Source organism: Gordonia aichiensis NBRC 108223, from assembly GCF_000332975.1.
In the GTDB taxonomy this organism is placed as follows: Bacteria; Actinomycetota; Actinomycetes; order Mycobacteriales; family Mycobacteriaceae; genus Gordonia; species Gordonia aichiensis.
Genome location: NZ_BANR01000003.1, coordinates 524,493 through 547,865 on the forward strand (window position 1 = coordinate 524,493; position 23,373 = coordinate 547,865).

A 23,373-nucleotide genomic window follows, 5' to 3' on the forward strand; every position below is an offset into this window, starting at 1 on the left:
CGCGTCAGCACGGGAAGGTCACCGGCGCACTTGAGTGTGTCGCAGCCCCTCGCGAAGCCATCGAGACCGAAAGGAGTGGATCAGTGAACGGAATCGCCAACGCGATCGATCAGAACCCGGCAGCCGCCTTGATGATCGAGACGATCGCCGCGATGCCCGATGCCCATCGCATCGAACTACATGCGCCTCGCGCGTGTGCCGTCAGTGAACGCTCCTGGCGTGCTGCAGATCCGCAGCCCGCACTGCGTGCGAACGCGCAGGGTCTCGGCGCAGCCGGGTTCCCACCGGCAGCGAGCACTGCCGCAGCGAAGCGAGCGACGCAGCGGTTCCCCGTACTGACTCGGGATCTCTCCATGTAAGAGAGTTTCGACAGCCACAACGGCCACGGGTGAATCGCACAGGGCGACCCGTGGCCTTTTTCGTGACGGACCATCGAATCACCAGCAGGTGGATCGACGACTCCCATCCACGTCGAGGTCAACGGCTCTCGCCGCCAGACGATGACCAACCTCGAACAGATGTGGAGTACCAGATGACCGTCGAATGTGTTCTGGAGTCCTGTATGTCGGCGGACCGCGAGTTCGCCGCCGAGTCCGTGGCCGTGCCGCAGGCAGCGCCTGCCGCTGCCTCGGCCCTTCCGTGCCAGGAAGCCGACGCCGACCTGTGGTTCGCCGATGATCCCCGTGACCTCGAGCGGGCCAAGGCTTTGTGCGCCGACTGCCCGCTGCGGGCGCAGTGCCTGCAGGCCGCCCTCGATCGCGCCGAGCCCTGGGGTGTGTGGGGCGGCGAGATCTTCGAGCGTGGTTCCGTGATCGCGCGCAAGCGCCCCCGCGGCCGCCCGCGTAAGAACGCGGCGTGACGTGTACCTGCACGACAAGCGTGGCCCCTGCCGCAGCGATCAACGTTGCCGCGGCAGGGGCCATGTGTGTTCAGGTCGTAGGTGCTCGATCTTAGGGGCGTGCGCGGAAGCGCGCCGCGCACTCGTTCATCTCGACGTCAACGTTCCGTCAGCGCGGATAGGTAACGACCACTTCGCCGGTTCGCGTGCTCGTCCAGGTGATCGACAGATCGCTGTGCATCGAGGGGATCCACAGACCGAGGTGCTTGCGCTGGTGGTCGGGTCCGCACAACGGAATGAGATTGAACAGCACGGTCCAGCCACCCGCGTGGGGGTCGGTGTGGTTGAACTTGACGAGGTGGTCGAGTTCGGTGTGTTCGGCCGGTTTCCCGCACTCCGGGAATCGGCAGACCCCGTGCAGTGCGACGACTTGTTCACGAAGCCACTCGGGTATTCGATATCTCAGCGCCCACGGCGGTGGGGCCGGATATCCGCCGTGCCCGCTGGGATCGATCGACGGTGCGGAATTGTCTGGTAAGCCCCCATGAGGCGAGGTTTGAGGCCATCGCAGCGAGGTTGAGTCCTGGCGTGGTGAGGTTCACTGCGAGACTCGGCTGGCCGGTGGTGTTGATGAGTGCGGTGAGGTCGGGAAACGCGATGGGTCGTGCGATGACGCCTGCGGCGAGTTCGGCGGCGTGGGCAGGGTCGATCACGCCGTGGCCGACGAGTCGGGGCACCGCGACGCCGGCGGGATCGATGAGTACTTCCAATGCTGGCTGTTGCGCGGGCTCGGCTGTCGGCTCTTTGGCATTGTGTTCATCGCGGGTCGCGCTGTCAGCGGCCACCGCGGCGTCGGCCTCGCCGGTGTCGGGCTCGTTGAACGGTGCTGTGTCGTCGAACGGTGCTGTGTCGCAGTCTGTTTGACCGTCATGAGGTGTGGCGGGGCAGTCGGTGCTGCCGCAGTGGCAGGTGAGGTGGGCGCCGGGGAGGCCTTGGATGTCGGCGAGGGCGGCGACGCGGCGTCGACCTGGAGTGCGTGGCTCATCAGAACAGAGTCGTTCGGTGATGAGTGTGGAGATGCGGGTGGCGAGGTGGAGGCCTTGTTCGGCGGGGAGGCAGCCGTCGAGGGTGACGTGTCCGTGTGTGTCGGGGCGGATGTGGATGTTCTGGTTGCGGTTGGCGAACTCGCGACGGGCGTGGGCGGCCGCGTCCGGATCGAGGGCGATGACCAGTTCGGTGAGTTGATCGCGCAGGGTGGAGTCGGCGGAGGTGCGTCGGGCGAGTTCCAGCGCGAGGGGTTCGGCCTGTGCTCGCAGGGACGGGTCGAGTATCGACAGTTGGTCGGCGACGATCTCGATGCGGGATAACCGGATGTGGCCGTCGAGGAAGGCGAGGGTGGTGTGGGGGAGGTCGGTGAGGTGGGCGCCGAGGATGGCGTAGCGGCGCGCGAGTGATCGGGAGATGCCGAGTTGTAGTGAGATTTCGGCGATGGCGGCTTTGTCGACGGCGTGGTGGGTGTGGGGTCGGGTGGCGGTGACGACGAGCATGTCGTCGGCGATGGATTGGCCGATGCGGTAGGCGAGAAGGGCGGTGCGTGCTTCGGCTTGGCGGGCGAGGCGTTGGGTGGTGCGGGCGACGTCGTTGAGCTCGACACCGGAGAGGTGAGCGATCGTGTCGAGGTCGGCGGCGGTGAACGACAGCGGCGAATGCGGGAACGGTGACGTCGGGACAGAGCCGCTGGTGTTGTCGATGATGTCGGTCATGGCCACCCCCTCCTCGTCTGCGTGCCTGCGATCGCTTGTGTGTTCGATCTGGCGACAACGCTACAGGGTGGGTACGACAATTCGGACAGCGCGGAGAACGGCGAACTCAGTCGGCGAGCCCCGGCACCCACTTCTCCATGATCGCTCGATAGGGCGCCTCGGCGTCGAGTTGTGACGCGATGCCCACGCAGCCGGCGAGAACACGGAACACCATCACATAGTGCTTGGGCACGTTGAGGTTTCGTGATGTCTTGTACACCTCGCCGCGCACGTCGGTCGCCTTGCCCGCGGCACGTTGGAGCCACTTTCGGGTGAAGTGGAACGACTCCGAGTAGAGCGGATCGACGTAGGGCTTCAGATACGCCTCGATGTCGTCTGGACTCACCCGGTCGGCGCGCGACCGCAGGATGAAGCCCGCCTTGATCATCTCTTCTGTCAGCTCGTCGTACTTCTTGTCGCGCGCGAGTCGCAGAATCGGGCCGGTTTCTGGTGGCAGCCCGTTGGGGTAATGGCCGACGGCCCCGAAGTCGAGTACGCCGAAGCGGCCGTCGTCGGTGATGAAGAAGTTGCCCGGGTGCGGGTCGCCGTGCAGGAGTCCGACGCGGAAGGGTGAGCTCACCTCGAACGTTGCCATGCGGGCTGCTGCCTCGTTGCGGGTGGCCTGATCACCGGAGGTGATGATCTTCGACAGCGGCGTGCCGTCGAGCCATTCCGAGACGACCACCTTGGGTGCGCTCGCGATGACCTTCGGGATGACGAAGTCGGGATCGCCGTCGAAAGCCTTCGCGAAGGCGCGCTGGTTGTCGGCCTCGCCAAGATAGTCGAGTTCGGCCTCGGTCCGGTCGATGAGCTCGTCCATCATCGCTTTGACGTCGGTGCCGGGGGAGAGTTTTTGCAGCAGCCCCGACATCCGCGACAGCGTCTTGAGGTCGGCCTTCAGTGCGTGGTCGGCTCCGGGATACTGCACCTTGACAGCGACCTCGCGCCCGTCGGACCAGATGCCCTTGTGGACCTGACCGATACTCGCCGACGCAGCGGGCTCGTCGGAGAATTCGCGGAAACGCTGGCGCCACTTGGTGCCGAGTTGCTGGTCGAGAACCTTGTGGACCTTCGGTGCCGACAGCGGCGGAGCCTCCGCCTGCAGCTTGGTGAGCGCTTCACGGAAGGGTTCGCCGAACTCGTCGGGAATCGCGGCTTCCATGATCGACATGGCCTGCCCGACCTTCATGGCGCCGCCCTTGAGCTCGCCGAGGACCGAGAACAGCTGGTCAGCGGCCTTCTCCAGGAGTTCCTGGTTGACCTCGTCCTTGTCTTTGCCGACCATGCGTTTGCCGAGGCCTGCCGCCGCGCGCCCCGCCATCCCGATCGGCAGCGTGGCCAGTCGAGCGTTGCGACGATGCTGTCCGCGTGTGATGTCGGTCATGGTGTCCTTTCCCCATCACAGGATAGATGACCGACCTGAGGAACCGGCTCAGCCATCACCCGGCCGCTGCGTCGTATCGACAGCGGCACAGCGGATGCGGTACCCACGTCTTCGTGACGATCCGGGTCGGCCCGGAGTGCAATTCGACGGTCCGTCCGAGCAACTCGGGTTGTCGAGTGCTCTGCGGCGCACCGATGGCGGCGGAGAGTTGATCGATGTGCTCGTGGGCGAGCGCGGCGGTGGCGCGGACCGTTGCCGGACGCCCATGACCCGCGACGCGCACCAATTGCGCCGATACGATCGGCCACTCGGGGTCGAGATCCGCTCGATGCAGATCGATACAGATCAGGCAGCTCGTGAGGCGCGGCAGCACCAGCGGACCGACGACCCCCACCCCGTCCCTCATCCGGACCTGCAGATGGGGGGTCCCTGCATCCATGAGGCCGGTGACGAGCATTGTGTCGTGCACGAGGTAGTCGGTGAGTACGACCAGATCCGTCTGCCACTCCGATACCGGGTGCGCGGACGAGGGTCGTCCGCTCGATCGCGTCACCGAGAAGCCCGCGTCGGCGAGCGACGTCGCGAGATGTCCGCCAAGTGGTCCGGACCCGTGGACGCGGATGTGACGCAGGCGGTCGTCGATATGACGTGGCGTCGCGGCGAGTCCGCGTAGTGCCCGGCCCGCTGCCACCAGATGGTCGAGGAGGGTGGAAAGATCGTTTGGGGTCAGGCCCGTCGTGGCGAGTTCGGTTGCGATATCAGACATTCGACGTGGACTCTCCAGCGTCACGAGCAGACCGGCGAGCGCGCGAGCCGAGACATCGCCGCCGAGTTCGACGACGAGGCCGTTGTCGGGGCCGCTGCCGATCTGCAGCCGGTTGCCCGGTCGGATGACCACGACGGTCCCCGGAATCACGACGGGGAGGAGGTCGTCCGACGCGTCGGCGTTACTCGTCGATGTCAACAGATCACGTGCGCGTCGTGCCATGCGGCAACTCTGCCAGCAGAATCGTCGCGGGCGGCGCGGATCGCGAGGTTATCCACAGCCGGGGAACCAGACGGGAGCCATCCACAGCCTGCACCGGCGCAGGGAGGCTCAGGCGTCGTCGTCGTTCTTGGTGTCGCGGTCCTGCTCGCCACCGGTCTCGGGCTTGTCGTCACCCGAATCGTTCGCGGCCTCTTCGGCGAGAGTGCGCTCGAGTTCGGCGATCGCCTCGTCGATGCCGCCCACGTCGCCGCCGATGACCCGATCGATGAAGCCCGCGGGGTTGTCGAGATCGTCGGCATCGGGCATCAGGTCGGGATGTGCCCAGACGCCGTCGCGTGTGCTGATGTCGCTGGCCTCGGCGAGTTGACGCCACAGCGTCGACGCCTCCCGGACCTTGCGGGGTCGTAGTTCGAGTCCGACGAGCGTCGCGAAGGTCTGTTCGGCGGGTCCACCGGAGGCGCGCCGTCGGCGCATGGTTTCAGTAAGTGCTGCCGTGCTCGGGATTCGATCCGAAAGGGCCCGGGACACAACCTGTTCCACCCATCCCTCGACGAGCGCGAGCAGCGTTTCGAGTCGGTTCAGGGCCGCCTTCTGTTCGGGCGTCGTCGTCGGCTCGAAGGAGGCCGATGAACTCATCAGCTCCTCGAGCTTCGACGGATCGGAGAACAACTGGGCGGGATCGATGTTCGCGGTCAGGTCGGTGATGCCGCTGAAGTCGACGGTGATGCCACGCGCGTACTCCTCGACCGTCGCGAACAGGCGCTGGCGCAGCCACGGAACATGCGTGAACAGTCGCAGATGCGCGGCCTCGCGCGCGGCGAGGAACACCACGATCTCCTGCGCGGGCTGCTCGAGTCCCTCCGCGAAGGACGCGATGGCCTCGGGGAGCAACACGGCCTCGCCCTCGGGGGCGAGCGGCAGGCCGATGTCGGTGGAGGTGAGGACCTCCTTCGCGAGTTGGCCGAGTCCCTGGCCGAGTTGCGTGCCGAAGGCCATGCCGCTCATCTGGGTCAGCATGCCCATCATCGGCCCGGCGAACTGTGCAGCCTCGGGCGGTAGGTTCTGCTCCCAGGTACGCGAAAGCTGTTGGGCCACCGGATCGCACAGGCGCTTCCAGGTGGGCATCGTCTCCTCGAGCCACTGCACCGGCGTCCATGCGACGGACTTGCTGACACCGCTGGGAAGGGTTGTGGCGTCGTCGAGCCAGACATCGGCGAGGCGCACGGCATCGGTGACGGCGCCCGTCTCCTTCTGCAAAACAGGGGTGAAGTTCCCGATCTGCTGGCGCGCCAGATTGGATGCGAGGTCGTAGTTGACCGGTCCGGAGCCTTGGCCCGCACCGCCGAATCCGAAAGATCCGGAACCCATTCCGCTCAGCATGCTGCCGAGTTGGCTGAACATCTGACCGAGAGCCGCTGGATCGAGGGACTCGCCGCCGAGCGCGAAGCCGAACGGGTTCTGGGCCGAATCACCCCCACCGGAAGCGCCTCCACCAGAAGCGCCGTTGCCCTTGTCGTTGCCGTTCTTGTCACGGTTGTTGTCGTCGCCGTCGCCGGACGCGGAAAAACCGAAGGGCAAATCACTCATACCTCCACGGTACCGTCCGAACAGCCATCGGCGACCCGCGAGGCGTTCGCCTTGAGCGTAGTTCGCTCAATGACTCTCGACGTGCGCGATCCCGGTCGCACATGACCACGCGCGTCCGGCTCGAGCGTGCGGCTCACGGCCGGATGCAGGTGTCGATTATGGTGGGCGGAATGACAGGTCCCGCAACGATGGTGCGGCAGCATTCCCGCCGAATCGCCACCATCGCAGTGACGACGCTGCTCCTGCTCATCCTCGTCGTCGTCGGCACCACCGTGCAGGTGCCGTTCGTTGCTCTCGGACCGGGGCCGACCGTCAACACGCTCGGCAAGCTCGACGACAAGCCGGTCGTCGACATCACCGGCGCACAGGTCGACCCGACCACCGGAAACCTCAACCTCACCACGGTGTCGGTCAACGACGGCCTCACGCTGTTCGACTCGATCCGCCTCTGGTTGTCGGGCCGCTACACCGTGCAGCCGCGGGAGCAGATCTTCCCGCCGGACCAGACGACCGAGCAGGTGCAGGAGCAGAACCAACAGCAGATGTCGGGCTCGGAGAGCACCGCCACGGCCGCGGCGCTGCGTCACCTCGACCGGCCGACGAAGCTCATCGTCGACTCCGTCGCGCCCGACGGACCGTCGTCGAAGGTGTTGCGTCAAGGCGATCAGCTCCTCACCGTCGCCGGGACGGCGGTGTCGACCTCCGAGGACGTGCAGTCGGCCGTGCGTAGGCAGAAGCCGGGCGCCGCGATACCGATGGAGATCGACCGCGGCGGCGCCCGACAGACTGTCACGGTGACCGCGGGCAGTCGACCAGACGCCAAGGACGTGGCCTACATCGGTCTCACCCCCGACGTCGTCAACGCCGACCCCAACCTGAAGATCACCTACAACGTCGGCGACATCGGCGGCCCGTCGGCCGGCCTCATGCTGACACTTGCCGTGATCGACCGCCTCTCGCCGGGCGAACTCACCGGCGGAAAGTTCATCGCAGGCACTGGGACCATCTCCGACGACGGCGAGGTCGGCCCGATCGGCGGCATCACGCACAAGACCCGCGCCGCCCGGGAAGCCGGGGCGAGTGTCTTCCTGGTACCCGAGAAGAACTGCACCGAGGCCAAATCCGACGCTCCCGACGGATTACAGCTGGTCAAGGTGGACTCCCTGGACTCCGCACTCTCGGCGCTCGACGACGTCCGCAGCGGCAAAGACGCGCCGCACTGCTGAGGTCGCGGCGCTGAGTCGGTGCGCGTTAGGTGCGGTCGTCGAGGGTCGCTGCCAGTGCCGCCTGCAACGTCGACGCGAGTTCGGGGTGTGTGAGCAGTTCCATGGGCGCGTCGGGATCGTCGTCGGGACCGGGACGTAACCGCATCAGCGAGAGTCTCTTTCCGTTCCGCAGTGCCCCGACGGCCAGCCGTGCCGTGCGTGCCGACGGATGCGCGCGGGCCGCCTCACGCGCTGCGGACTCGCTCGCGGCCGGGTCGCCCAGCAGCGGTTCGAATGCCGAATCGAGGTCGCCCTCCGCGTCCGGCGGCAGCACGACGATCTCCAGGATCAGGGCCACCCCCTCCACCGGCGGGTACCAGGTCGCCGTCGCGAGGAACTCCTCTAGTCGGGCGTAGGGCTCCTCGCCGCCGGCGACCTCGAGCGGCTCCTGCGCCACGGGACTCAACGCCGAATCGTCCCCTTCGTCGACGAGTTCGGGATTCTGTGCCGCGATCAACCTTGTGGGCACGAGGGCGAACACCTGTGGTGGTTGTCCCCAGCCTCCTCGCTCGACGTGGTCGAGGACGTCATGGAGCGCGCGGCCGAGATCGTCCGCGGAGAACTGGCCGTTCTCGCTCGGGGAGGAGTTGTCTGACCCGGTGTCGTCGGGGCCGGTGTGCTCGTCGCTCATGGCTGTCCATACTGCCCGGTTGCGCCACCGCGACCTACCGGACCCACAGGATCCGGTGGGCTCGGTGGCGGGCCAGTACAGTGAAGGCCACGATCGCGCCGAGTGGTGCGAGCCAACCCGGAGATGTCCGGAATGACCGAACCGGGGCGGACCCCGGAACGATGGCACTGGGAGAGTGGGTTAGTGGGCGTACGCGGGCCGGCGGGCATGCCGACACTGTCGCGCAGAAGCAAGATCGCCATCGGGGTGGGAGTGGCCATCCTCGTGATACTGCTGGTGGGGCCGCGGCTCGTCAGTATCATCACCGACTGGCTCTGGATGTCTGACGTCGGATACACCCGGGTGTTCTCCACGATCGTCTGGACCCGCGTCGCACTATTCTTGATTGTCGGGATCGTCGCGGGGGCACTGATCTTCGGCGCCGTGGCGCTGGCTTATCGGTCGCGTCCGGTCTTCGTGCCCGCAAGCGGGCCCAACGACCCCCTGGCGCGTTACCGCGCCTCGATCATGGGCCACATCCGGTGGTACGCCCTGGTCCCGCCGATCCTCATCGGTCTGATCTTCGCGCTTGTCGCGCAGGGGTCCTGGGCCACCGTGCAGACCTTCCTGCACGGAACCGAGTTCGGTCAACGCGACCCGCAGTTCGGGCTCGACGTCGGGTTCTATGCCTTCGACCTCCCGTTTTACCGATTCGTACTCAACATCCTGTTCGTGGTGGTGGTGATCTCGTTCTTCGCGAACCTGATTACGCACTATCTGTTCGGTGGCATCCGTCTCGGCGGTGGTGGCAACTCGATCACCAACGCGGCGCGCATTCAGCTGGCGGTCCTCGCGGGGACATTCCTGCTGCTCAAGGCCGTGTCGTACTGGTTCGACCGGTACTCGTTGCTGTCCAGCCAGCGCAAGCAGGAGATCTTCACCGGCGCCAGCTACACCGACATCAACGCGGTGCTGCCGTCCAAACTGATTCTCCTCGTCGTCGCCATCATCTGTGCCGTCGCGTTCTTCGCCGGTGCTTTCATGCGGGATCTGCGCATTCCGGCGCTCGCGACCGTGTTGATGCTGTTCACCGCGCTCGTCATGGGTGTCGGGTGGCCGCTGGCCATGGAGCAGTTCTCGGTCAAGCCGAATGCCGCGCAGAAAGAACTCGAATACATTCAGCGCAACATGGACGCGACCAAACGCGCGTACGGCCTCGTCGACGGTAAGAACGTCGAGTACCAGCGCAACTGGACTCAGCAGACGGCCGATCCGGTGGCGGTCAACAACGACAGCGCGACGCTGTCGAATATCCGTGTTCTCGACCCCAACGTGATCGAGCCGGCGTTCACACAGCGCCAGAAGCTCAAGAACTTCTACGGTTTCCCGAGCCAACTCGCCGTCGATCGCTACGACGTCGACGGTCAGCAGCGCGACTTCATCGTTGCCGCGCGCGAACTCGACCCCAGCAAGTTCGACGCCAACCAGCAGAACTGGATCAACAAGCACACCGTCTTCACACACGGCAACGGCTTCATCGCCGCACAGGCGAACACCGTCGACGAGGCGTCGTCGGATGCCGAGAGCGACCGCGGTGGCCTCCCGGTTTTCGCGGTGAGCGACCTGGAGAACTACCAGACGTCGGACTACAAGGCCAACGCCCCCATCAAGGTCACCCAGCCGCGGATCTACTTCGGTGAGTTGATCGCCAAGGTCGATCCCGACTACGCGATCGTCGGGTCGACGGGCGGTGACAAGGAGTACGACCTCGACGGAAAGAACTACACCTATAGCGCCGATTCCGGTGTGTCGCTGGGTAACTGGTTCAACCGGTTCTTGTATTCGGTGAAGTACACCGAGCGCAACATCCTGCTCTCGGGTGCGATCAACTCGAACTCGAAGATCATCTACAACCGCGACCCACGCGACCGCGTCAAGAAGGTCGCGCCGTGGCTGACGGTCGACTCCAAGACCTATCCGGCTGTGATGGCCGACGGATCGATCGAGTGGATCGTCGACGGCTACACCACGCTCGAGACGTATCCGTACGCGCAGAAGACGTCGCTGCAGGATGCGACGACCGACGCACAGGAGCTCAACCGCGGACAGACCGGCAGGACGCAGGTGAACAAGCAGGTGTCCTACGTGCGCAACTCGGTCAAGGCGACCGTCGACGCGTACACCGGCAAGGTGACCCTCTACCAGGTCGACCAGGACGACCCCGTGCTCAAGACCTGGATGAAGGTCTTTCCCGGAACGGTCAAGCCGCGCAGCGACTTCGACAAGCAGAACGACCTGAAGCAGCACGTGCGCTACCCAGAGGATCTGTTCAAGATCCAGCGTGCGCTTCTTTCGCGCTATCACGTATCGGACCCGGGAACGTTCTTCCGCAGCAACGACTTCTGGTCGATCCCGAGTGACCCGACCGACGACACCGCAGCTCGTCAGGGGCTGAGCCAGCCGCCGTATTACTTCACCGCGGCGTCGCCATCGGGTCCGCAGGCCGAATTCCAGTTGACGACGGTGATGAACGGCCTCAACAGCCGGTTCCTCTCGGCATACATGACCGCGTCGTCGGATCCGGAGGACTACGGCAAGATCACGGTCAAGACGCTGCCGACCACCAAGCAGACCGTCGGCCCGCAGCAGGCGCAGGAGAACATGAAGAGCGCCGGACCCGTGGCGTCCGACCGCAAACAGGTCGAGGACACCACCAAGGTCACCTACGGCAATCTGCTGACGCTGCCGGTGGGGCAGAACGGCGTGCTCTACATGGAGCCGATGTACACGCAGTCGAAGACCGACGACTCCGCGATTCCGAAGCTGTACCGCGTTCTGGTCTATTTCAACGCGGCCAGCAACGAAGCCAGGGTGGGGTATCGGGCGACGGTGGCCGAGGCCCTGCGCGATGTCGGGATCTCTCCCGCCCAGGTAACCGCTCCCGAGAACGGTCCGGTCGACGTCGGTGACGACGGTCAGCAGCCGATGGCCACACCGACTCAGCCCAATCAGCAGGGGCCGTCGAGCCCGCAGCGTGATGCTGCGGTGAAGGAGATCGGAGCCGCGCTCGGCCAGCTCAAGGACGCTCAGAGCAAGGGCGACTTCACCGCATACGGGCAGGCGCTCGATCGGCTGAACAAGGCTGTGCAGCAGTACGAATCACTGCCCTCGGGAAACTGAGTCACGCACACACTCACTATTGCAACGACCCTCGGCGCCGGACCGCTCTGACTCAGCGGTTCGGCGCCGAGGCCGTTGCAGAGGCTGTTTCGCCGATCTCATCCGTGTGCTGAATGTGTTCTGGCTCATGGTTGTTGACCTCGGGCGTCGAGCGTCACACCGGCTGTTCGCGATGCAAGGAATTGCGATGACGGTCGCTAATGTGACAATCGCGAGTGCTCGATTCGACGGGTGCTGATCGTTCGTTCGGGGAGGTCGGAAAGTGCCACCGCTGAGTCGTCTCGCTCGAATCCAGATCGCGGTGTTGATCATCGCGGGGCTCGCCGTCTCGGTCTTCGCGGGAATTCGGTACGTGCATCTCAATCGCGTTGTCGGCGTGGGGATTTACACTGTCAACGCTCAGCTGCCGGAGTCCGGCGGGATCTTCACCAACGCCGAGGTCACCTACATGGGGGTGCCCGTGGGGCGAGTGGGCACGCTGGCACTTACTGCGGACGGGGTGACGGTGCCGCTCGTCCTCGAGTCCTCCGGCCCGGATATCCCCGCGAACTCTGTTGCCGTGGTGGCGAATCGGTCAGCCATCGGTGAGCAGTACGTCGATCTGCGCCCGAATTCGGGCGCCGGCCCCTTCCTTCGCGATGGATCGGTGATCACGAGAACTGCTGTACCGCCCCCGATCGAGGACGTCGTGTCGTCGGCGATTGACTTCACCTCATCGATACCGATCGACGACCTGCACACCGTGATCACCCAACTCGGCGCGGCATTCAACGGGCAGGGCGAGAACCTGACACGACTTGTCGACTCGCTGGGGAAGCTGTCACGGGCGGGCGTCGATTCGCTGCCGCAAGCGATTTCGCTGATCAACTCCGCCGATTCGGTCCTCGCCACCCAAGCGGCGCAGTCGGATCAGATCCTCGCGTGGTCACGCAGCCTGGACCTCATCACCGCGACGCTGGCCTCGTCGGATCCCGACCTTCGTAGGTTGTTGACCACGGGAACGACGTCGGCAACCCAGATATCCGCCCTCATCCAGCGCAATGGGGGAGACATCGGCAAGGTTGTCGGCCAGCTATCCGAGGTCGCCCGCACCATCGAGCCCGCCGGGTACAACGTCGGGAACACCTTCGCGATGCTCAGTTACCTGTCGGCGCAGAGTCACACAACGGGGCCCGGAGACGGTCAGATCCACTTCGGGATCGTCCTGGAGACCAACAACCCGCCCGCCTGCACGCGCGGCTACGAGTCGACCGACGCCATGCTGGCACGCATTCGCCGTGAGAAGCCCACGTTCGACATCAACTACGACGAGTTCCCGTTCAACACCGCGGCCCAGTGCACGGTCCCGTTCGGCAACCCGACCGGAGTCCGTGGCGCACAGCGACTTTCGACGGCACAGCCGGATACCCGGCAACCCTGGGACTCGACACCCAAAAAGGATCCGGACAAGCTGAACCTGAATCCGCTCGCCGAACAACTCGCGGGACTGATGGGCGTGCGGTCCGCGAGATGACGGTGACGGTGAGAATCGGCTTGGCTCGGACAGCCCGACGGCGGTGACGTCGGTCACTGCGATGCGCCAGCTGGCCGATTCTCGACGCATTTCCGCAGTTCAGGAGGTGTGTCGTTATGGATTTGCATCTGCGTCGAACGCACCTGTAACGTGGTGTTCACCAACGCGGGGTGGAGCAGCTCGGTAGCTCGCTGGGCTCATAACCCAGAGGTCGCAGGTTCAAATCCTGTCCCCGCTACGAAGAACCGGCCCCGCCGGGACGATGCGCAATCGTTCGGGCGGGGCCGGTTCATTTTTCTCGCACCCACTCGGCCGGTTGTCGCTTGCCGAATAAGTGCGCGGTGGGTTCTGAGGTGACCCCGATTCCGCGCCTCGCGAGTGCACGGAACGCTTGCCGGTTGTGGCCAATTGGTCGACGCCACGGCGTCGGCGGTGTCTTTCTTCGACTCATTCGATAGACTTAATCCGATTCGACGACGCTGTGTGCGATGAGGTTTGTTCGACTCAATCACGCATCGTCCGTCCTGGGGGAATTTCGTCGCGTCGGTGGCTACGCGTGCGCATTCTGCGATTGTGGCCTGCGATGCCTCGAACGTTGCTGGGCGGATCACGGCAGGTCATCGCCTGTCGGGATTGTCGCATCGTGGCGGTAACACAAGGGAGGGAATGCCGGCATGGCGAAAAAGAAGGTCGTGACGTTCGTCGATGATCTCGACGGAACCGAATTGGACGAAGCAGTGACCGTCGTATTCGGGCTCAACGGAAAACAGTACGAGTTCGATACATCGCCGGCACACGCCAAGGAATTCGCACAATCGCTACAGAAGTATCTCGCAGTTTCTCGTCTATCCGATGGCGCGGGGAGCGGCCGTCCATCCAAGCGCGCTCATCCGCGAACGCAGGCCATCCGCGCCTGGGCGCGTGAGAACGGGTACGAGATCAGCAATCGCGGCCGTATCTCCTCGGAGATCGTGGCGGCGTTCGAGGCCGCGGTCTGACAATCGCGCTTCGTCGTGCCCCCGCGGTACTAACGTGGGGGACATGGCCACTGACAAGCAGATCCACGAGCACATCAACGACCTCATCGCCGAGGAGCACGACCTCCGCGCCAAAGTGGGCCGCGGCGATATCACTCCCGACGCGGAGAACTCGCGTCTGTCTCAGATCGAGGTGTCTCTTGACCAGGCATGGGACCTGCTGAGGCAGCGACAGGCAAAACGTGACGCAGGCCAGGACCCCGATGCCGCGGCAACCCGGCCCGCCGACGTCGTCGAGAAGTACCTGGACTGATCGGCACCGGCGACGAAAGGGACGTTCGATGCCGAGTTACCACGAGACGTTTGCGCGCAGCGTCGACGACCGAGAGCAGTTCTGGCTGCAGGCCGCTGCCGACGTCGAATGGTCGGTTCCGCCGACCATCGCGCTCGACGATTCGGAGGCACCGCTCTACCGCTGGTTTCCCGACGGTCGACTGAACACGTGTTTCAACGCGCTGGACCGCCACGTCGCGGCCGGCCACGGCGATGACCTCGCTCTGATCTGGGACTCAGCGATGGTGGGCGAAACCCGCGAGTACACCTACGCCGAGCTGCTCGCGGAGGTGTCTCGATTCGCCGACGTCCTGCGGCGGCGCGGCGTGACCGCAGGCGACCGCGTCATCATCTACATGCCGATGATTCCGGAGGCTGCTGTCGCGATGTTGGCGTGTGCGCGCATCGGCGCCGTGCACTCGGTGGTCTTCGGCGGCTTCGCAGCTCCCGAACTCGCGACGCGGATCGACGACGCCGGGCCGGTGGCGATCGTCACGGCGTCGGGCGGCCTCGAGCCTGGGCGCAGCGTCGAATATCTCCCGATCGTCGCCAAGGCGCTGGCGCTGTCGGACGCAGCGGTGTCGACGGTCGTGGTGAAGGATCGTCCCCAGGTGTCGGGTTCTGCTGCCGATCACGCCGGTGGCGATGGAGCGGAATGGCTCGACTGGGATACCGAGATGGAGACCGCCGGGCTCACCGAGCCGGTCGATGTCGCGGCCACCGATCCGCTCTACATCCTGTACACGTCGGGCACCACGGGAAAACCCAAGGGAGTGGTGCGTGACAACGGGGGACACGCAGTCGCACTCACCTGGTCGATGGCCAACATCTACGACATCGGCGCTGGTGACATCTGGTGGACCGCCTCCGATGTCGGCTGGGTGGTCGGCCACTCCTACATCGTCTACGCGCCGCTGTTCGTCGGCGCGACGACGGTGATGTACGAGGGCAAGCCCGTCGGCACGCCCGACGCGGGAGCTTTCTGGCGGATCATCGCCGAGCATCGGGTCAAGGCGTTGTTCACTGCGCCCACGGCGATCCGGGCCATCCGAAAAGCGGATCCCGACGCGAAACTCCTTGACCAGTACGATATCTCGTCGCTTCGCACACTGTTCGTCGCAGGTGAGCGGCTCGATCCCGATACTCTCGCCTGGTCGTCGAATGTGCTCGGTGTCCCGGTGATCGACCATTGGTGGCAGACCGAGACCGGGTGGGCGATCGCAGCCAATCTGCGTGGCCTGCAACCGATGCCGGTCAAGGCCGGCTCGGCGACGGTCGCAGTTCCCGGCTTCGGCGTCGCAGTGGTCGACGGCGAGGGAAATCCCGTCGACGCAGGAGTCGAGGGCAACATCGTGATCGGTCTGCCCCTGCCGCCGGGCACGCTGACCGGTCTGTGGGGTGACGACGAGCGCTACCGCAGTTCGTATCTCAGCGCTTTCCCGGGGTACTACCTGACCGGCGATTCAGGCTATATCGATGCTGACGGCTACATTTTCATCCTCGGCCGATCCGACGATGTGATCAACGTGGCGGGGCATCGGTTGTCGACCGGCAGCATCGAGGCCGTGGTCGCGTCGCATCCGGCTGTCGCCGAGTGCGCGGTGATCGGCATCCACGACGATCTCAAGGGGCAGCGGCCAAGTGGCTACGTCGTGCTCAAATCGGGTGTCGACATCGAACCCGACACGTTGCGTGACGAGTTGATCGCGAGGGTGCGCGAGGAGATCGGTCCGGTGGCGACATTCCGCGACGTGACCGTCGTGCCCGCGCTACCCAAGACCCGGTCGGGCAAGATCCTGCGAAAGACCATGCGGCAGATCGCCGATCACCAGGAGTACGTGGTGCCGTCGACCATCGAGGACCCCGACGTGCTTGCTCGGCTGGCCGAACAGATCGGCGACTGAACCTGCGGAGTGAGTAGACTCGTCGCGGGTGATGGATCTCGCCCGGGCAACACCGTGTGTGCCCGAACCGCCGTGCACGGCTGATGGTTCCTGTTCCGGTCCGTGACACAAGGAGCTCTGTGGTGGGTGATCAACGTGGGGACTCGGCCGACGACGCGTCGAATCCGATCGATCCCGACTCACCTGGATCGCGGCCGCTGCATCTGCAGCTCGGTGCGATCGGTCTGGTCTTCCTCGGTGGCCTGGCAGGCACCGGCCTGCGGTATCTGATCGAGGAGGCATTCCCGACCAGAGGTACCGCGTGGCCGTGGGCGACCTTCGGCATCAACATCGCGGGGGCGTTCATTCTCGGTGCGCTGCTGGAGGTCCTGGCACTCGCGGGCTCCGACGCCGGGTGGCGGCGCAAAGTCCGGGTGTGCGCGGGAACCGGTTTCTGCGGGGCGTTCACGACATACTCGACGTTCGCTCTCGAGACCACCCAACTCGGCCGGCACGGCGCGCCGGTCGTCGCGGTCACGTACGCCGCGGTCAGCGTCATCCTCGGTGTCGTCGCCGCGTGGGCGGGCATCGTCGTCGCCGGAGATGTCGCGCGGCGTCGAAAGGGAAAGATGTCGTGACCGTCATCGCCATCCTGATCGCCGGTGCGGTAGGGGCCGTGGCGCGTTTCGTCGTCGACGGCGCGATCAAGCAGCGACGCACTACGGCGTTCCCCTGGGCGACGTTCGCGATCAATGTGACGGGGTCGCTGCTCCTCGGAATACTCGCGGGACTGGTCATCTACCACGCTGCGCCGACGGACCTGCAGACGATCATCGGCACCGGATTCTGCGGCGGCTACACGACATTCAGCACAGCCAGCGTCGAGACGGTGCGGCTGGCTCAGCGCAGCTCACGGTTGCTGTCGCTGTGCAATGCCGTGGGTTCCGTGGTGGCTGCGACAGCCGCGTGTGCGGTCGGACTCGTTCTCGCGTATGTGATCTGAGTCGAGACGCCGAGCATGACAGCGGCAGCCGGATGCGACCAGGGGTGCCGTACGCGCGTGAGTGCGCCGGGGTACACACACGGCGAGAGCCCTGCCGAACCGCGGTTCCGCAGGGCTCTCGCCGTTGAGACTCAGTGTGTCACTTGAGTTCCGCGCTGCTCTTGTTCAGCACGCGTCGCGCGATGATGAGCTGCTGGATCTGCTGGGTGCCCTCGAAGATGTCGAGGATCTTCGAGTCGCGCGCCCACTTCTCGAGCAGCAGTCGCTCCGAATATCCCAGTGTGCCGGTCAATTCGACGGCCTTGTTGGTGACGTCGGTGACGGTGCGACCCGCCTTCGCCTTCGCCATCGAGGCCTGCAACGAGTTGGGTTCCTTGTTGTCGGCCATCCAGGTCGCGCGAATCGTCATCAGATAGGCGGCCTCGAAGTCGGCCTCCATGCGGATGAACTCGGCTGCGGCCGCGCGCTGGTTCTCGACCGGCTTGTCGTAGTCGATCTCGATACCGGCCTCTTCGAGGATGCGGCGCAACTCCTCGAGCGCTGCGCGTGCCACACCGACCGCCATTCCCGCGACGAGCGGGCGGGTGTTGTCGAAGGTCTGCATGACCCCGCCGAAACCCTTCTTGGTGTCGACCTCGGGGCTGCCGAGCAGGTTCTCCTTGGGGATGCGGCAGTCTTCGAAGCGGATCACCGCGGTGTCGGAGGCGCGGATGCCGAGCTTGTGCTCGAGCCGCACCACCTCGACGCCTGGATGCTCGCGGGGCACCACGAAGCTCTTGATGGCTGCGCGGCCGAGGCTGCGGTCGACGCTGGCCCACACGACGATGTGCGTAGCACGCGAACCGGAGGTGACGAAGATCTTTTCGCCGTTGATGACGTACTCATCGCCGTCGAGCTTGGCGGTGGCGGTGACCGCGGCCGAGTCGGAACCGAAGCTCGGCTCCGTGATCGCCATGGCGGCCCACACCTTGCCGAAGCGCTTGAGCTGCTCGTCGGTCGCGACGGCGGCGATCGCCGAGTTGCCGAGACCCTGGTAGGGCATCGAGAGCGTCAAGCCGACGTCGCCCCAACAGGTCTCGATGACGTTCATCACCGACTGCATGTTGCCGCCGTTGACGTTCGCGCCCTCGACAGCGGACTTCGACTTCTTCTGCGAGCGGCCGCCGTCGGCGCCGGCTCCAGCCTGGCCCGTCTCGGCGAGACCGTCGTACAGGCTTGCGAGAGTGTCGAGTTCGACGGGGTAGGCGTGCTCGGCGAGGTCGTACTTGCGGGAGATGGGTCGGAAGATCTCGGCCGCGGCCTGGTGGGCCTGGTCGATGGTGGTGTTCAGCTTCCGGGGGAGTTCCAGATTGATTGCCATGTCAGATGCTTTCTCAAGTCAGTCGCGTAGGGGACAGGCCGTCAGAGGACGACGATGCCCTCGCCGATGCCCGCGCCACGCAGATCGCGATACCACCGCTCAACCGGATGCTCCTTGGTGAAGCCGTGACCGCCGAGTAGCTGCACGCCGTCGAGTCCGATCTGCAGGCCCTTGTCGATGGTCAGCTTGCGGGCCAGCGCGGCTTCGCGGGCGAACGACAGGCCCTGCTCGGCGCGCGATGCGCCGCGCAGTGTGACCAGACGAATGCCGTCGAGCTCGGTGGCGATGTTGGCGACCATGAAGGCGACGGCCTGACGGTTGGAGATCGGCTCTCCGAAGGCCTCGCGCTCGTTGACGTAGGGAATCACGTAGTCGAGGACGGCCTTTCCGGTGCCTGCGGCGAGCGCGGACCAGCCAAGACGGGACAGACGCACGACGTCGCGATATGCGGCCAGAGCGGCTTCGCCCGTCTCCTCGCCGAGCAGCGCGCTCTCGGGAACGGCGACGTCCTGCAGCAGCAGGCGACCCATGCCTGCGGCGCGCACGCCCATGCCCGGGTCCGCCTCGACGATCAGGCCCGCGGAATCGGATTCGACGATGAACAGTGCCGGCTGGCCTTCGAGCTGGGCGCCGACGATGAACAGTTCGGACGACCCGGCAGCGGGAACGAACGACTTCACGCCGTTGAGGCGGTAGCCACTCGGCACGCGGGTTGCCTTGGTCTGCAGCGAGAAGGCATCGAACAGTGCACGCGGCTCGGCGATGACGACAGCCGACTGGGGTACGTTCTCGCCCGCGTAGTCGGGCAGGTAGGTCTTCTGCTGGCCCTCGCTGCCGAAGTTGGTGAGCGTTGTCGCCACACCACTCGGGGCGAGGAGGGGGAGTGCGAGTCCCATGTCGCCGTAGGCCATCGCCTCGGCAACCAGGGCGTTGGTGACGACCCCGCGCTCGGTGGCAGCGCCCTCGAACTCCTCGGGCACGTTGATCATCGTGATGCCGAGCTCTGCCGACCGCTTGACGATGTCCTCGGGTGCGCTCGCTGCGTTGTCGGCGTCGTAGGCAGCCGGACGCAGGATCTCCTCCGCGAACTCCTTGACCGTCTCGGCGATCATCTGCTGTTCGTCGTCGGGGTTGAGGTTGAAGTAGTCCTTGGGGGCGGTGGTCAGCCGCTTGGCACCGCCCGATCCGCCCTGCACCTTCTTGAAGGCGCGGTTCGCGGCGCCGAGTGTCTGGAACCCGGTCTTGGTCGCCTGGTAGGCGATGCGGTTGATGGGTTCGCGGATCTGGTACTTCTCCGCGAAGTCGGAGCCGGTCACCGTCGTGAGCACGCGCATCGCTGTGCCGATGGCGTTGCGCTTGTGCGGGTTCTTGCCCACTGCGGACGTGTCGCGGGGTTCGGTGTGAGTTGTCATGACCACCATTTCTCTTCGCGCTCGGTGTTGTTGCTCGGCGGCGTGCTGCGGTGCGAGCACCGTCGGAGACGTTTCTCCGGTCGGGCTGGGCAGACCCCGCTATCTTACTGGATAGTAAGTATGGACCTTACTACTCGGTAAGGAGTTTGTCACGCGTCCGTCGAAGCTCGTGAACGGCTCGCCGGTCTACGCTGGTTGCGTGAGTATCGACGGCCACACCGACGCCCCGAATCGGGATACCGCGGCGGCGTCGACTCGGGGTGGTGGGGTCACCGGGCCGGCGATCGTGGCCGCCGTGGGTTCGGCGGCGTTGCTCACCGCGGTGCTGTGGCCGGTGGAATCGGTCGATCACGGCCCGGACATCTGCCCCTTCCGGATGATGACCGGATTGCCCTGCCCGGGGTGCGGCCTGACACGCAGCTGGGTCCATCTGATGCACGGCGACGTCGGTGGCGCTCTTGCGTTCAATCCGTTCGGGCCGCTGACCCTGGCCGTCACGGCGGTCGCGGTGGTGCTCGCCGTATGGCGTCTCGCGGCCGGGCGAACTGCGGTGCAGAGGCTACGAGTGAGACGCCTGTTACCGATCGTGCTGACGCTTGTAGGGATCTGGTTGGTCTACGGAGTGGCGCGCATCGTCGACGCCGCAGTCGGGTGGGGTGTGTTCCCGACGGTCGTGTGAACCGCTCGATCACGTGCGCCGATGCGGACATCGGGCTCGGGGGAGCAGAGTGGAACCATGCAGATCACCCACTTCGGCCATTCCTGCGTACTCGTCGAGCTCGAGGGGGCCAGGATCCTCTTCGATCCCGGCAACTTCTCGCATGGCTTCGAGGGCCTCACCGGCCTCGATGCCATCCTCATCACCCACCAGCATCCCGATCACTGCGACACCGCGCGACTTCCGAATCTGATCGGTGAGAATCCGCAGGCGATCCGCATCGCGGATCCACAGACAGCCGCCCAGCTGAACTCCGATGACGTGGCGGGGGAGTGGACGGCAGCGCTCGCCGGCGGACAGGTCACCGTCGGTTCCGTGACCGCTCGGTTCACCGGGGGTCGCCACGCGGTGATCCATCCCGAGATCCCGGTCGTCGACAACGTCGCCTACGTACTCGGAACCCCCACGGCGCCAGGACGTTTCATGCATCCCGGGGATTCCTTCTACATCCCGTTCGAGCAGATCGACGTCCTCGCACTGCCGTCGGCTGCACCGTGGATGAAGCTCAGTGAATCGGTCGACTACCTGCGGGCGATGGCGCCGCGGGTCGCAGTGCCGATCCATCAGGCGATCCTGTCCGATGCGGGCACGGGCGTCCACTACGGACGGCTGTCGGACATGAAGGATCCGGGGACCGAATTCGTCGTTCTCGGCGAGGAGTCGGCGACGCAGGTGTGAGGCGCGGGGGTCAGGCCGGAGGTGCGAAGAACTCGAGCGCGATGTTGTCGGGATCGCGAAACGAGATGCCCGACCCGTAGTGCGCGTGCTTGATGCCGCTGTGTGCGACACCGAGTTCGTCGAGGCGCCGCACCCAGCCGTCGAGGTCGTCACGGGAGACGGCGAAGGCGACGTGGTCGAGTCCTGTCGTGCGCTCGTCGAAGGCGCCGGAAGCGCTCGAGCCGGTGTGCGTGTGCAGGCCGAACAGGGTTCCGCCGTCGAGTGCGAACACCGCGTGATGGAAATCGCCGGACTCCTCGTCCTCGTCGAGGACGGGCGCGGCGTCGAACAGTCCCGAGTACCAACGGGTGCTGGCGTCGAGGTCGGTCACGGTGACGGCCACGTGGGTCAGCGCGGGGAAGCTGGGCATGACGGATCTCCTCTGATCGGGGTGTATGTCCGACACGCTAGGAGTCACCGCGACCGCAGACGTCGGAATCGGCGTGGACTGTCCGAGAGGTCAGGTCGGCGGTGCGCCGAACTGATCAGGTTGTCAGCGCCGCAAGCACCTCGTCGTGCAGCAGTCCGTTGGTGGCCACCGCGCTCCCGCCCGCGGGACCGGGCGAGCCGTCGAGTGCAGTGAAGCGGCCACCGGCCTCGCGGACCAGGACGTCGAGCGGGGCGAGATCCCACAGGGACACCTCTGGCTCCGCGGCGATGTCGACGGCGCCCTCGGCCACGAGGCAGTAGTTGAGGAAGTCGCCGTAGCCGCGTACCCGCCATACGCGATCGGTGAGGCCGATGAACTCCTCGCGGATTCCGCGGTCGGCCCACCCGGACAGGCTGGAGAAGGTGAGGCTCGACGACGCGAGGTCGGCGACGCTGGAGACCTCGATGCGGCGGGCCCGGCCGCGGTCGAACGAGACGTGCGCACCGCGGCCCTCGGCCGCCCACCACCGACGCCGCAGAGCTGGTGCCGACACCACACCGACCACGGGCACGCCATCGATCAGCAGCGCGATGAGCGTCGCCCAGATCGGTACGCCGCGGACGAAGTTCTTGGTCCCGTCGATGGGGTCGATGACCCACTGCCGACCGGTCAGGACCGCATCACCACCGAACTCCTCCCCGAGCACCTGATCGTCGGGTGAGGCTGCGGCGAGACGCTCGCGGATCATCTGCTCGCACGCGAGATCGGCGTCGGAGACCGGCGTCAGATCGGGTTTGGAGTCGACGCGCAGGTCGATCGCGCCGAATCGCTGCATCGTCAGCGCGTCCGCGGACTCCGCGAGTGAGAGGGCGAAATCGAGGTCTGCGGACAGATCGGAACCGGGCGTCGGGAACACCGGGTCAGCCTATCGCTAGTGGTCGGCGTCGCCGATCGACACCGTCGCCGCTCGTGGCCTGCGATTCGTGTGCCCGAAATGACCGACCGGGATCGGTACGCTTGGCCCATGGTGTTCACCGCGATCCTCATCATCCTGCTCGTCGTCGCCGTTGTTGCGATGATCATGCGTAACCGTGGCCAGCGGATCGGCGGATTTGGCGGCAACACCGCGGGCTATGCGCAAGGGCTGTTGACGGTCACCGGTGTCAGCGAACAGGCCGAACCCGACAGCAAGGGGCAGATGTTCTGCACCATCTCGGGAACCATCAACGGTCCGGGAACCCACCCGACCGACGTGTACGGGACGATGGTGCTCTCCGACGGCGAGATGTGGCCGCAGATCGGTTCCGAACACGCCGTCGTCTACAAACCCGGTAAGGCCGCCACGACGTGGGGTTTCGGACAGTTGCCACCGATGCAGACCCCCGACGCACCGCCGACCACGTGAGATGTGTGACGCACAGCGCCGAAGGTAT

General features: G+C 65.6%; 23 protein-coding genes, 1 tRNA gene, 1 pseudogene and 1 riboswitch. Of the genes and pseudogenes, 14 read left to right on the plus strand and 11 right to left on the minus strand.

What is annotated here, in order from left to right:
- Positions 1–83 precede the first annotated feature (83 nt).
- Positions 84–359 (plus strand): hypothetical protein, encoded by a 276-nt coding sequence (locus tag GOACH_RS03795; protein ID WP_005170788.1) that lies wholly within the window; start codon positions 84–86, stop codon positions 357–359.
- Between the two features lie 173 nt (positions 360–532).
- Complete coding sequence (locus GOACH_RS03800; protein WP_005170791.1) at positions 533–859, plus strand: WhiB family transcriptional regulator; 327 nt, start codon at positions 533–535, stop codon at positions 857–859.
- A gap of 148 nt (positions 860–1,007) precedes the next feature.
- Here GOACH_RS03800 and GOACH_RS24170 read toward each other — a convergent pair whose 3' ends face one another.
- From GOACH_RS24170 to GOACH_RS03820, 6 genes and pseudogenes are all read right to left on the minus strand, one after another.
- Complete coding sequence (locus GOACH_RS24170; protein WP_245551796.1) at positions 1,008–1,151, minus strand: hypothetical protein; 144 nt, start codon at positions 1,149–1,151, stop codon at positions 1,008–1,010.
- A gap of 9 nt (positions 1,152–1,160) precedes the next feature.
- Positions 1,161–1,352 (minus strand): annotated as a pseudogene (locus GOACH_RS24555) (HNH endonuclease); the annotation flags it as partial.
- The gene (locus tag GOACH_RS24180; protein ID WP_005170795.1) at positions 1,273–2,601 is read right to left on the minus strand and encodes a 13E12 repeat family protein; all 1,329 of its coding nucleotides are present in this window, start codon (positions 2,599–2,601) and stop codon (positions 1,273–1,275) included. The pseudogene GOACH_RS24555 and the gene GOACH_RS24180, both read right to left, overlap by 80 nt.
- Positions 2,602–2,707: 106 nt before the next feature.
- Complete coding sequence (locus tag GOACH_RS03810; protein WP_005170797.1) at positions 2,708–4,024, minus strand: ABC1 kinase family protein; 1,317 nt, start codon at positions 4,022–4,024, stop codon at positions 2,708–2,710.
- Positions 4,025–4,079: 55 nt separating this feature from the next.
- Positions 4,080–5,012 (minus strand): hypothetical protein, encoded by a 933-nt coding sequence (locus GOACH_RS03815; protein WP_005170800.1) that lies wholly within the window; start codon positions 5,010–5,012, stop codon positions 4,080–4,082.
- A gap of 108 nt (positions 5,013–5,120) precedes the next feature.
- The gene (locus GOACH_RS03820) at positions 5,121–6,599 is read right to left on the minus strand and encodes a zinc-dependent metalloprotease (RefSeq protein ID WP_005170804.1); all 1,479 of its coding nucleotides are present in this window, start codon (positions 6,597–6,599) and stop codon (positions 5,121–5,123) included.
- Positions 6,600–6,787: 188 nt separating this feature from the next.
- Here GOACH_RS03820 and GOACH_RS03825 point away from each other — a divergent pair, with 188 nt between their 5' ends.
- Complete coding sequence (locus GOACH_RS03825) at positions 6,788–7,825, plus strand: YlbL family protein (RefSeq protein ID WP_005170806.1); 1,038 nt, start codon at positions 6,788–6,790, stop codon at positions 7,823–7,825.
- A gap of 25 nt (positions 7,826–7,850) precedes the next feature.
- Here GOACH_RS03825 and GOACH_RS03830 read toward each other — a convergent pair whose 3' ends face one another.
- Positions 7,851–8,495, minus strand: coding sequence for a PPA1309 family protein (locus GOACH_RS03830; RefSeq protein ID WP_005170809.1), 645 nt, complete (start codon positions 8,493–8,495; stop codon positions 7,851–7,853).
- Positions 8,496–8,678: 183 nt separating this feature from the next.
- On the opposite strand from GOACH_RS03830, the gene GOACH_RS03835 reads away from it, so the two are divergent.
- The 8 genes from GOACH_RS03835 (at position 8,679) to crcB (GOACH_RS03870) (ending at position 17,363) form a co-directional block, all read left to right on the plus strand.
- On the plus strand, positions 8,679–11,654 hold the full coding sequence (locus tag GOACH_RS03835; RefSeq protein ID WP_040517570.1) for a UPF0182 family protein: 2,976 nt from the start codon (positions 8,679–8,681) through the stop codon (positions 11,652–11,654).
- 262 nt (positions 11,655–11,916) lie between these two features.
- Entirely contained in the window at positions 11,917–13,167 is a 1,251-nt protein-coding gene (locus tag GOACH_RS03840; RefSeq protein WP_005170816.1) for an MCE family protein, read from the plus strand.
- 164 nt (positions 13,168–13,331) lie between these two features.
- Positions 13,332–13,405: transfer RNA gene (locus tag GOACH_RS03845), tRNA-Met, on the plus strand.
- A gap of 436 nt (positions 13,406–13,841) precedes the next feature.
- On the plus strand, positions 13,842–14,165 hold the full coding sequence (locus GOACH_RS03850) for a histone-like nucleoid-structuring protein Lsr2 (RefSeq protein ID WP_005170819.1): 324 nt from the start codon (positions 13,842–13,844) through the stop codon (positions 14,163–14,165).
- 43 nt (positions 14,166–14,208) lie between these two features.
- The gene (locus GOACH_RS03855; RefSeq protein ID WP_005170824.1) at positions 14,209–14,457 is read left to right on the plus strand and encodes a DUF2630 family protein; all 249 of its coding nucleotides are present in this window, start codon (positions 14,209–14,211) and stop codon (positions 14,455–14,457) included.
- 28 nt (positions 14,458–14,485) lie between these two features.
- Complete coding sequence (locus tag GOACH_RS03860; RefSeq protein ID WP_005170828.1) at positions 14,486–16,381, plus strand: propionyl-CoA synthetase; 1,896 nt, start codon at positions 14,486–14,488, stop codon at positions 16,379–16,381.
- An 18-nt stretch (positions 16,382–16,399) separates the two neighbouring features.
- A riboswitch (Fluoride riboswitch) is annotated at positions 16,400–16,481 on the plus strand.
- Positions 16,482–16,503: 22 nt separating this feature from the next.
- Positions 16,504–16,998 carry a fluoride efflux transporter CrcB gene (gene crcB / locus GOACH_RS03865; protein WP_005170830.1) on the plus strand — a complete coding sequence of 165 codons (495 nt, stop codon included), beginning with the start codon at positions 16,504–16,506 and terminating at the stop codon, positions 16,996–16,998.
- Complete coding sequence (crcB, locus tag GOACH_RS03870) at positions 16,995–17,363, plus strand: fluoride efflux transporter CrcB (RefSeq protein ID WP_005170832.1); 369 nt, start codon at positions 16,995–16,997, stop codon at positions 17,361–17,363. Before crcB (GOACH_RS03865) ends, crcB (GOACH_RS03870) begins: the two co-directional genes overlap by 4 nt.
- 139 nt (positions 17,364–17,502) lie before the next feature.
- On the opposite strand, the gene GOACH_RS03875 is transcribed toward crcB (GOACH_RS03870), so the two are convergent.
- Entirely contained in the window at positions 17,503–18,723 is a 1,221-nt protein-coding gene (locus tag GOACH_RS03875; RefSeq protein ID WP_005170838.1) for an acyl-CoA dehydrogenase family protein, read from the minus strand.
- Positions 18,724–18,764: 41 nt separating this feature from the next.
- Positions 18,765–20,135, minus strand: a complete 1,371-nt coding sequence (locus GOACH_RS03880; protein WP_040517701.1) for an acyl-CoA dehydrogenase family protein — start codon at positions 20,133–20,135, stop codon at positions 18,765–18,767.
- A 205-nt stretch (positions 20,136–20,340) separates the two neighbouring features.
- Between GOACH_RS03880 and GOACH_RS03885 the strand changes: the two genes are divergently transcribed.
- Both GOACH_RS03885 and GOACH_RS03890 read left to right on the plus strand, forming a co-directional pair.
- Complete coding sequence (locus tag GOACH_RS03885; protein WP_157227529.1) at positions 20,341–20,814, plus strand: DUF2752 domain-containing protein; 474 nt, start codon at positions 20,341–20,343, stop codon at positions 20,812–20,814.
- A 57-nt stretch (positions 20,815–20,871) separates the two neighbouring features.
- A complete protein-coding gene (locus GOACH_RS03890; RefSeq protein ID WP_005170846.1) occupies positions 20,872–21,531 on the plus strand; it encodes an MBL fold metallo-hydrolase in 660 nt (219 codons plus the stop codon).
- A 10-nt stretch (positions 21,532–21,541) separates the two neighbouring features.
- Here the strand turns inward: GOACH_RS03890 and GOACH_RS03895 are convergent, their stop codons facing one another.
- Together GOACH_RS03895 and hisN are read right to left on the minus strand one after the other, a co-directional pair.
- Positions 21,542–21,940 (minus strand): VOC family protein, encoded by a 399-nt coding sequence (locus tag GOACH_RS03895; RefSeq protein ID WP_005170849.1) that lies wholly within the window; start codon positions 21,938–21,940, stop codon positions 21,542–21,544.
- Positions 21,941–22,055: 115 nt separating this feature from the next.
- The gene (hisN, locus tag GOACH_RS03900; RefSeq protein ID WP_005170851.1) at positions 22,056–22,856 is read right to left on the minus strand and encodes a histidinol-phosphatase; all 801 of its coding nucleotides are present in this window, start codon (positions 22,854–22,856) and stop codon (positions 22,056–22,058) included.
- A 108-nt stretch (positions 22,857–22,964) separates the two neighbouring features.
- Here hisN and GOACH_RS03905 point away from each other — a divergent pair, with 108 nt between their 5' ends.
- Complete coding sequence (locus GOACH_RS03905; RefSeq protein ID WP_005170854.1) at positions 22,965–23,345, plus strand: hypothetical protein; 381 nt, start codon at positions 22,965–22,967, stop codon at positions 23,343–23,345.
- The last annotated feature ends 28 nt before the right edge of the window (positions 23,346–23,373 follow it).

Excerpts from the sequence above, each read along its gene's own strand:
- GOACH_RS03800 (WP_005170791.1), top strand. The coding sequence starts at position 533 with ATGACCGTCGAATGTGTTCTGGAGTCCTGTATGTCGGCGGACCGCGAG.
- GOACH_RS24180 (WP_005170795.1), bottom strand. The coding sequence starts at position 2,601 with ATGACCGACATCATCGACAACACCAGCGGCTCTGTCCCGACGTCACCG.
- GOACH_RS03810 (WP_005170797.1), bottom strand. The coding sequence starts at position 4,024 with ATGACCGACATCACACGCGGACAGCATCGTCGCAACGCTCGACTGGCC.
- GOACH_RS03815 (WP_005170800.1), bottom strand. The coding sequence starts at position 5,012 with ATGGCACGACGCGCACGTGATCTGTTGACATCGACGAGTAACGCCGAC.
- GOACH_RS03820 (WP_005170804.1), bottom strand. The coding sequence starts at position 6,599 with ATGAGTGATTTGCCCTTCGGTTTTTCCGCGTCCGGCGACGGCGACGAC.
- GOACH_RS03825 (WP_005170806.1), top strand. The coding sequence starts at position 6,788 with ATGGTGCGGCAGCATTCCCGCCGAATCGCCACCATCGCAGTGACGACG.
- GOACH_RS03830 (WP_005170809.1), bottom strand. The coding sequence starts at position 8,495 with ATGAGCGACGAGCACACCGGCCCCGACGACACCGGGTCAGACAACTCC.
- GOACH_RS03850 (WP_005170819.1), top strand. The coding sequence starts at position 13,842 with ATGGCGAAAAAGAAGGTCGTGACGTTCGTCGATGATCTCGACGGAACC.
- GOACH_RS03855 (WP_005170824.1), top strand. The coding sequence starts at position 14,209 with ATGGCCACTGACAAGCAGATCCACGAGCACATCAACGACCTCATCGCC.
- GOACH_RS03860 (WP_005170828.1), top strand. The coding sequence starts at position 14,486 with ATGCCGAGTTACCACGAGACGTTTGCGCGCAGCGTCGACGACCGAGAG.
- GOACH_RS03875 (WP_005170838.1), bottom strand. The coding sequence starts at position 18,723 with ATGGCAATCAATCTGGAACTCCCCCGGAAGCTGAACACCACCATCGAC.
- GOACH_RS03880 (WP_040517701.1), bottom strand. The coding sequence starts at position 20,135 with ATGACAACTCACACCGAACCCCGCGACACGTCCGCAGTGGGCAAGAAC.
- GOACH_RS03890 (WP_005170846.1), top strand. The coding sequence starts at position 20,872 with ATGCAGATCACCCACTTCGGCCATTCCTGCGTACTCGTCGAGCTCGAG.
- GOACH_RS03895 (WP_005170849.1), bottom strand. The coding sequence starts at position 21,940 with ATGCCCAGCTTCCCCGCGCTGACCCACGTGGCCGTCACCGTGACCGAC.
- GOACH_RS03905 (WP_005170854.1), top strand. The coding sequence starts at position 22,965 with ATGGTGTTCACCGCGATCCTCATCATCCTGCTCGTCGTCGCCGTTGTT.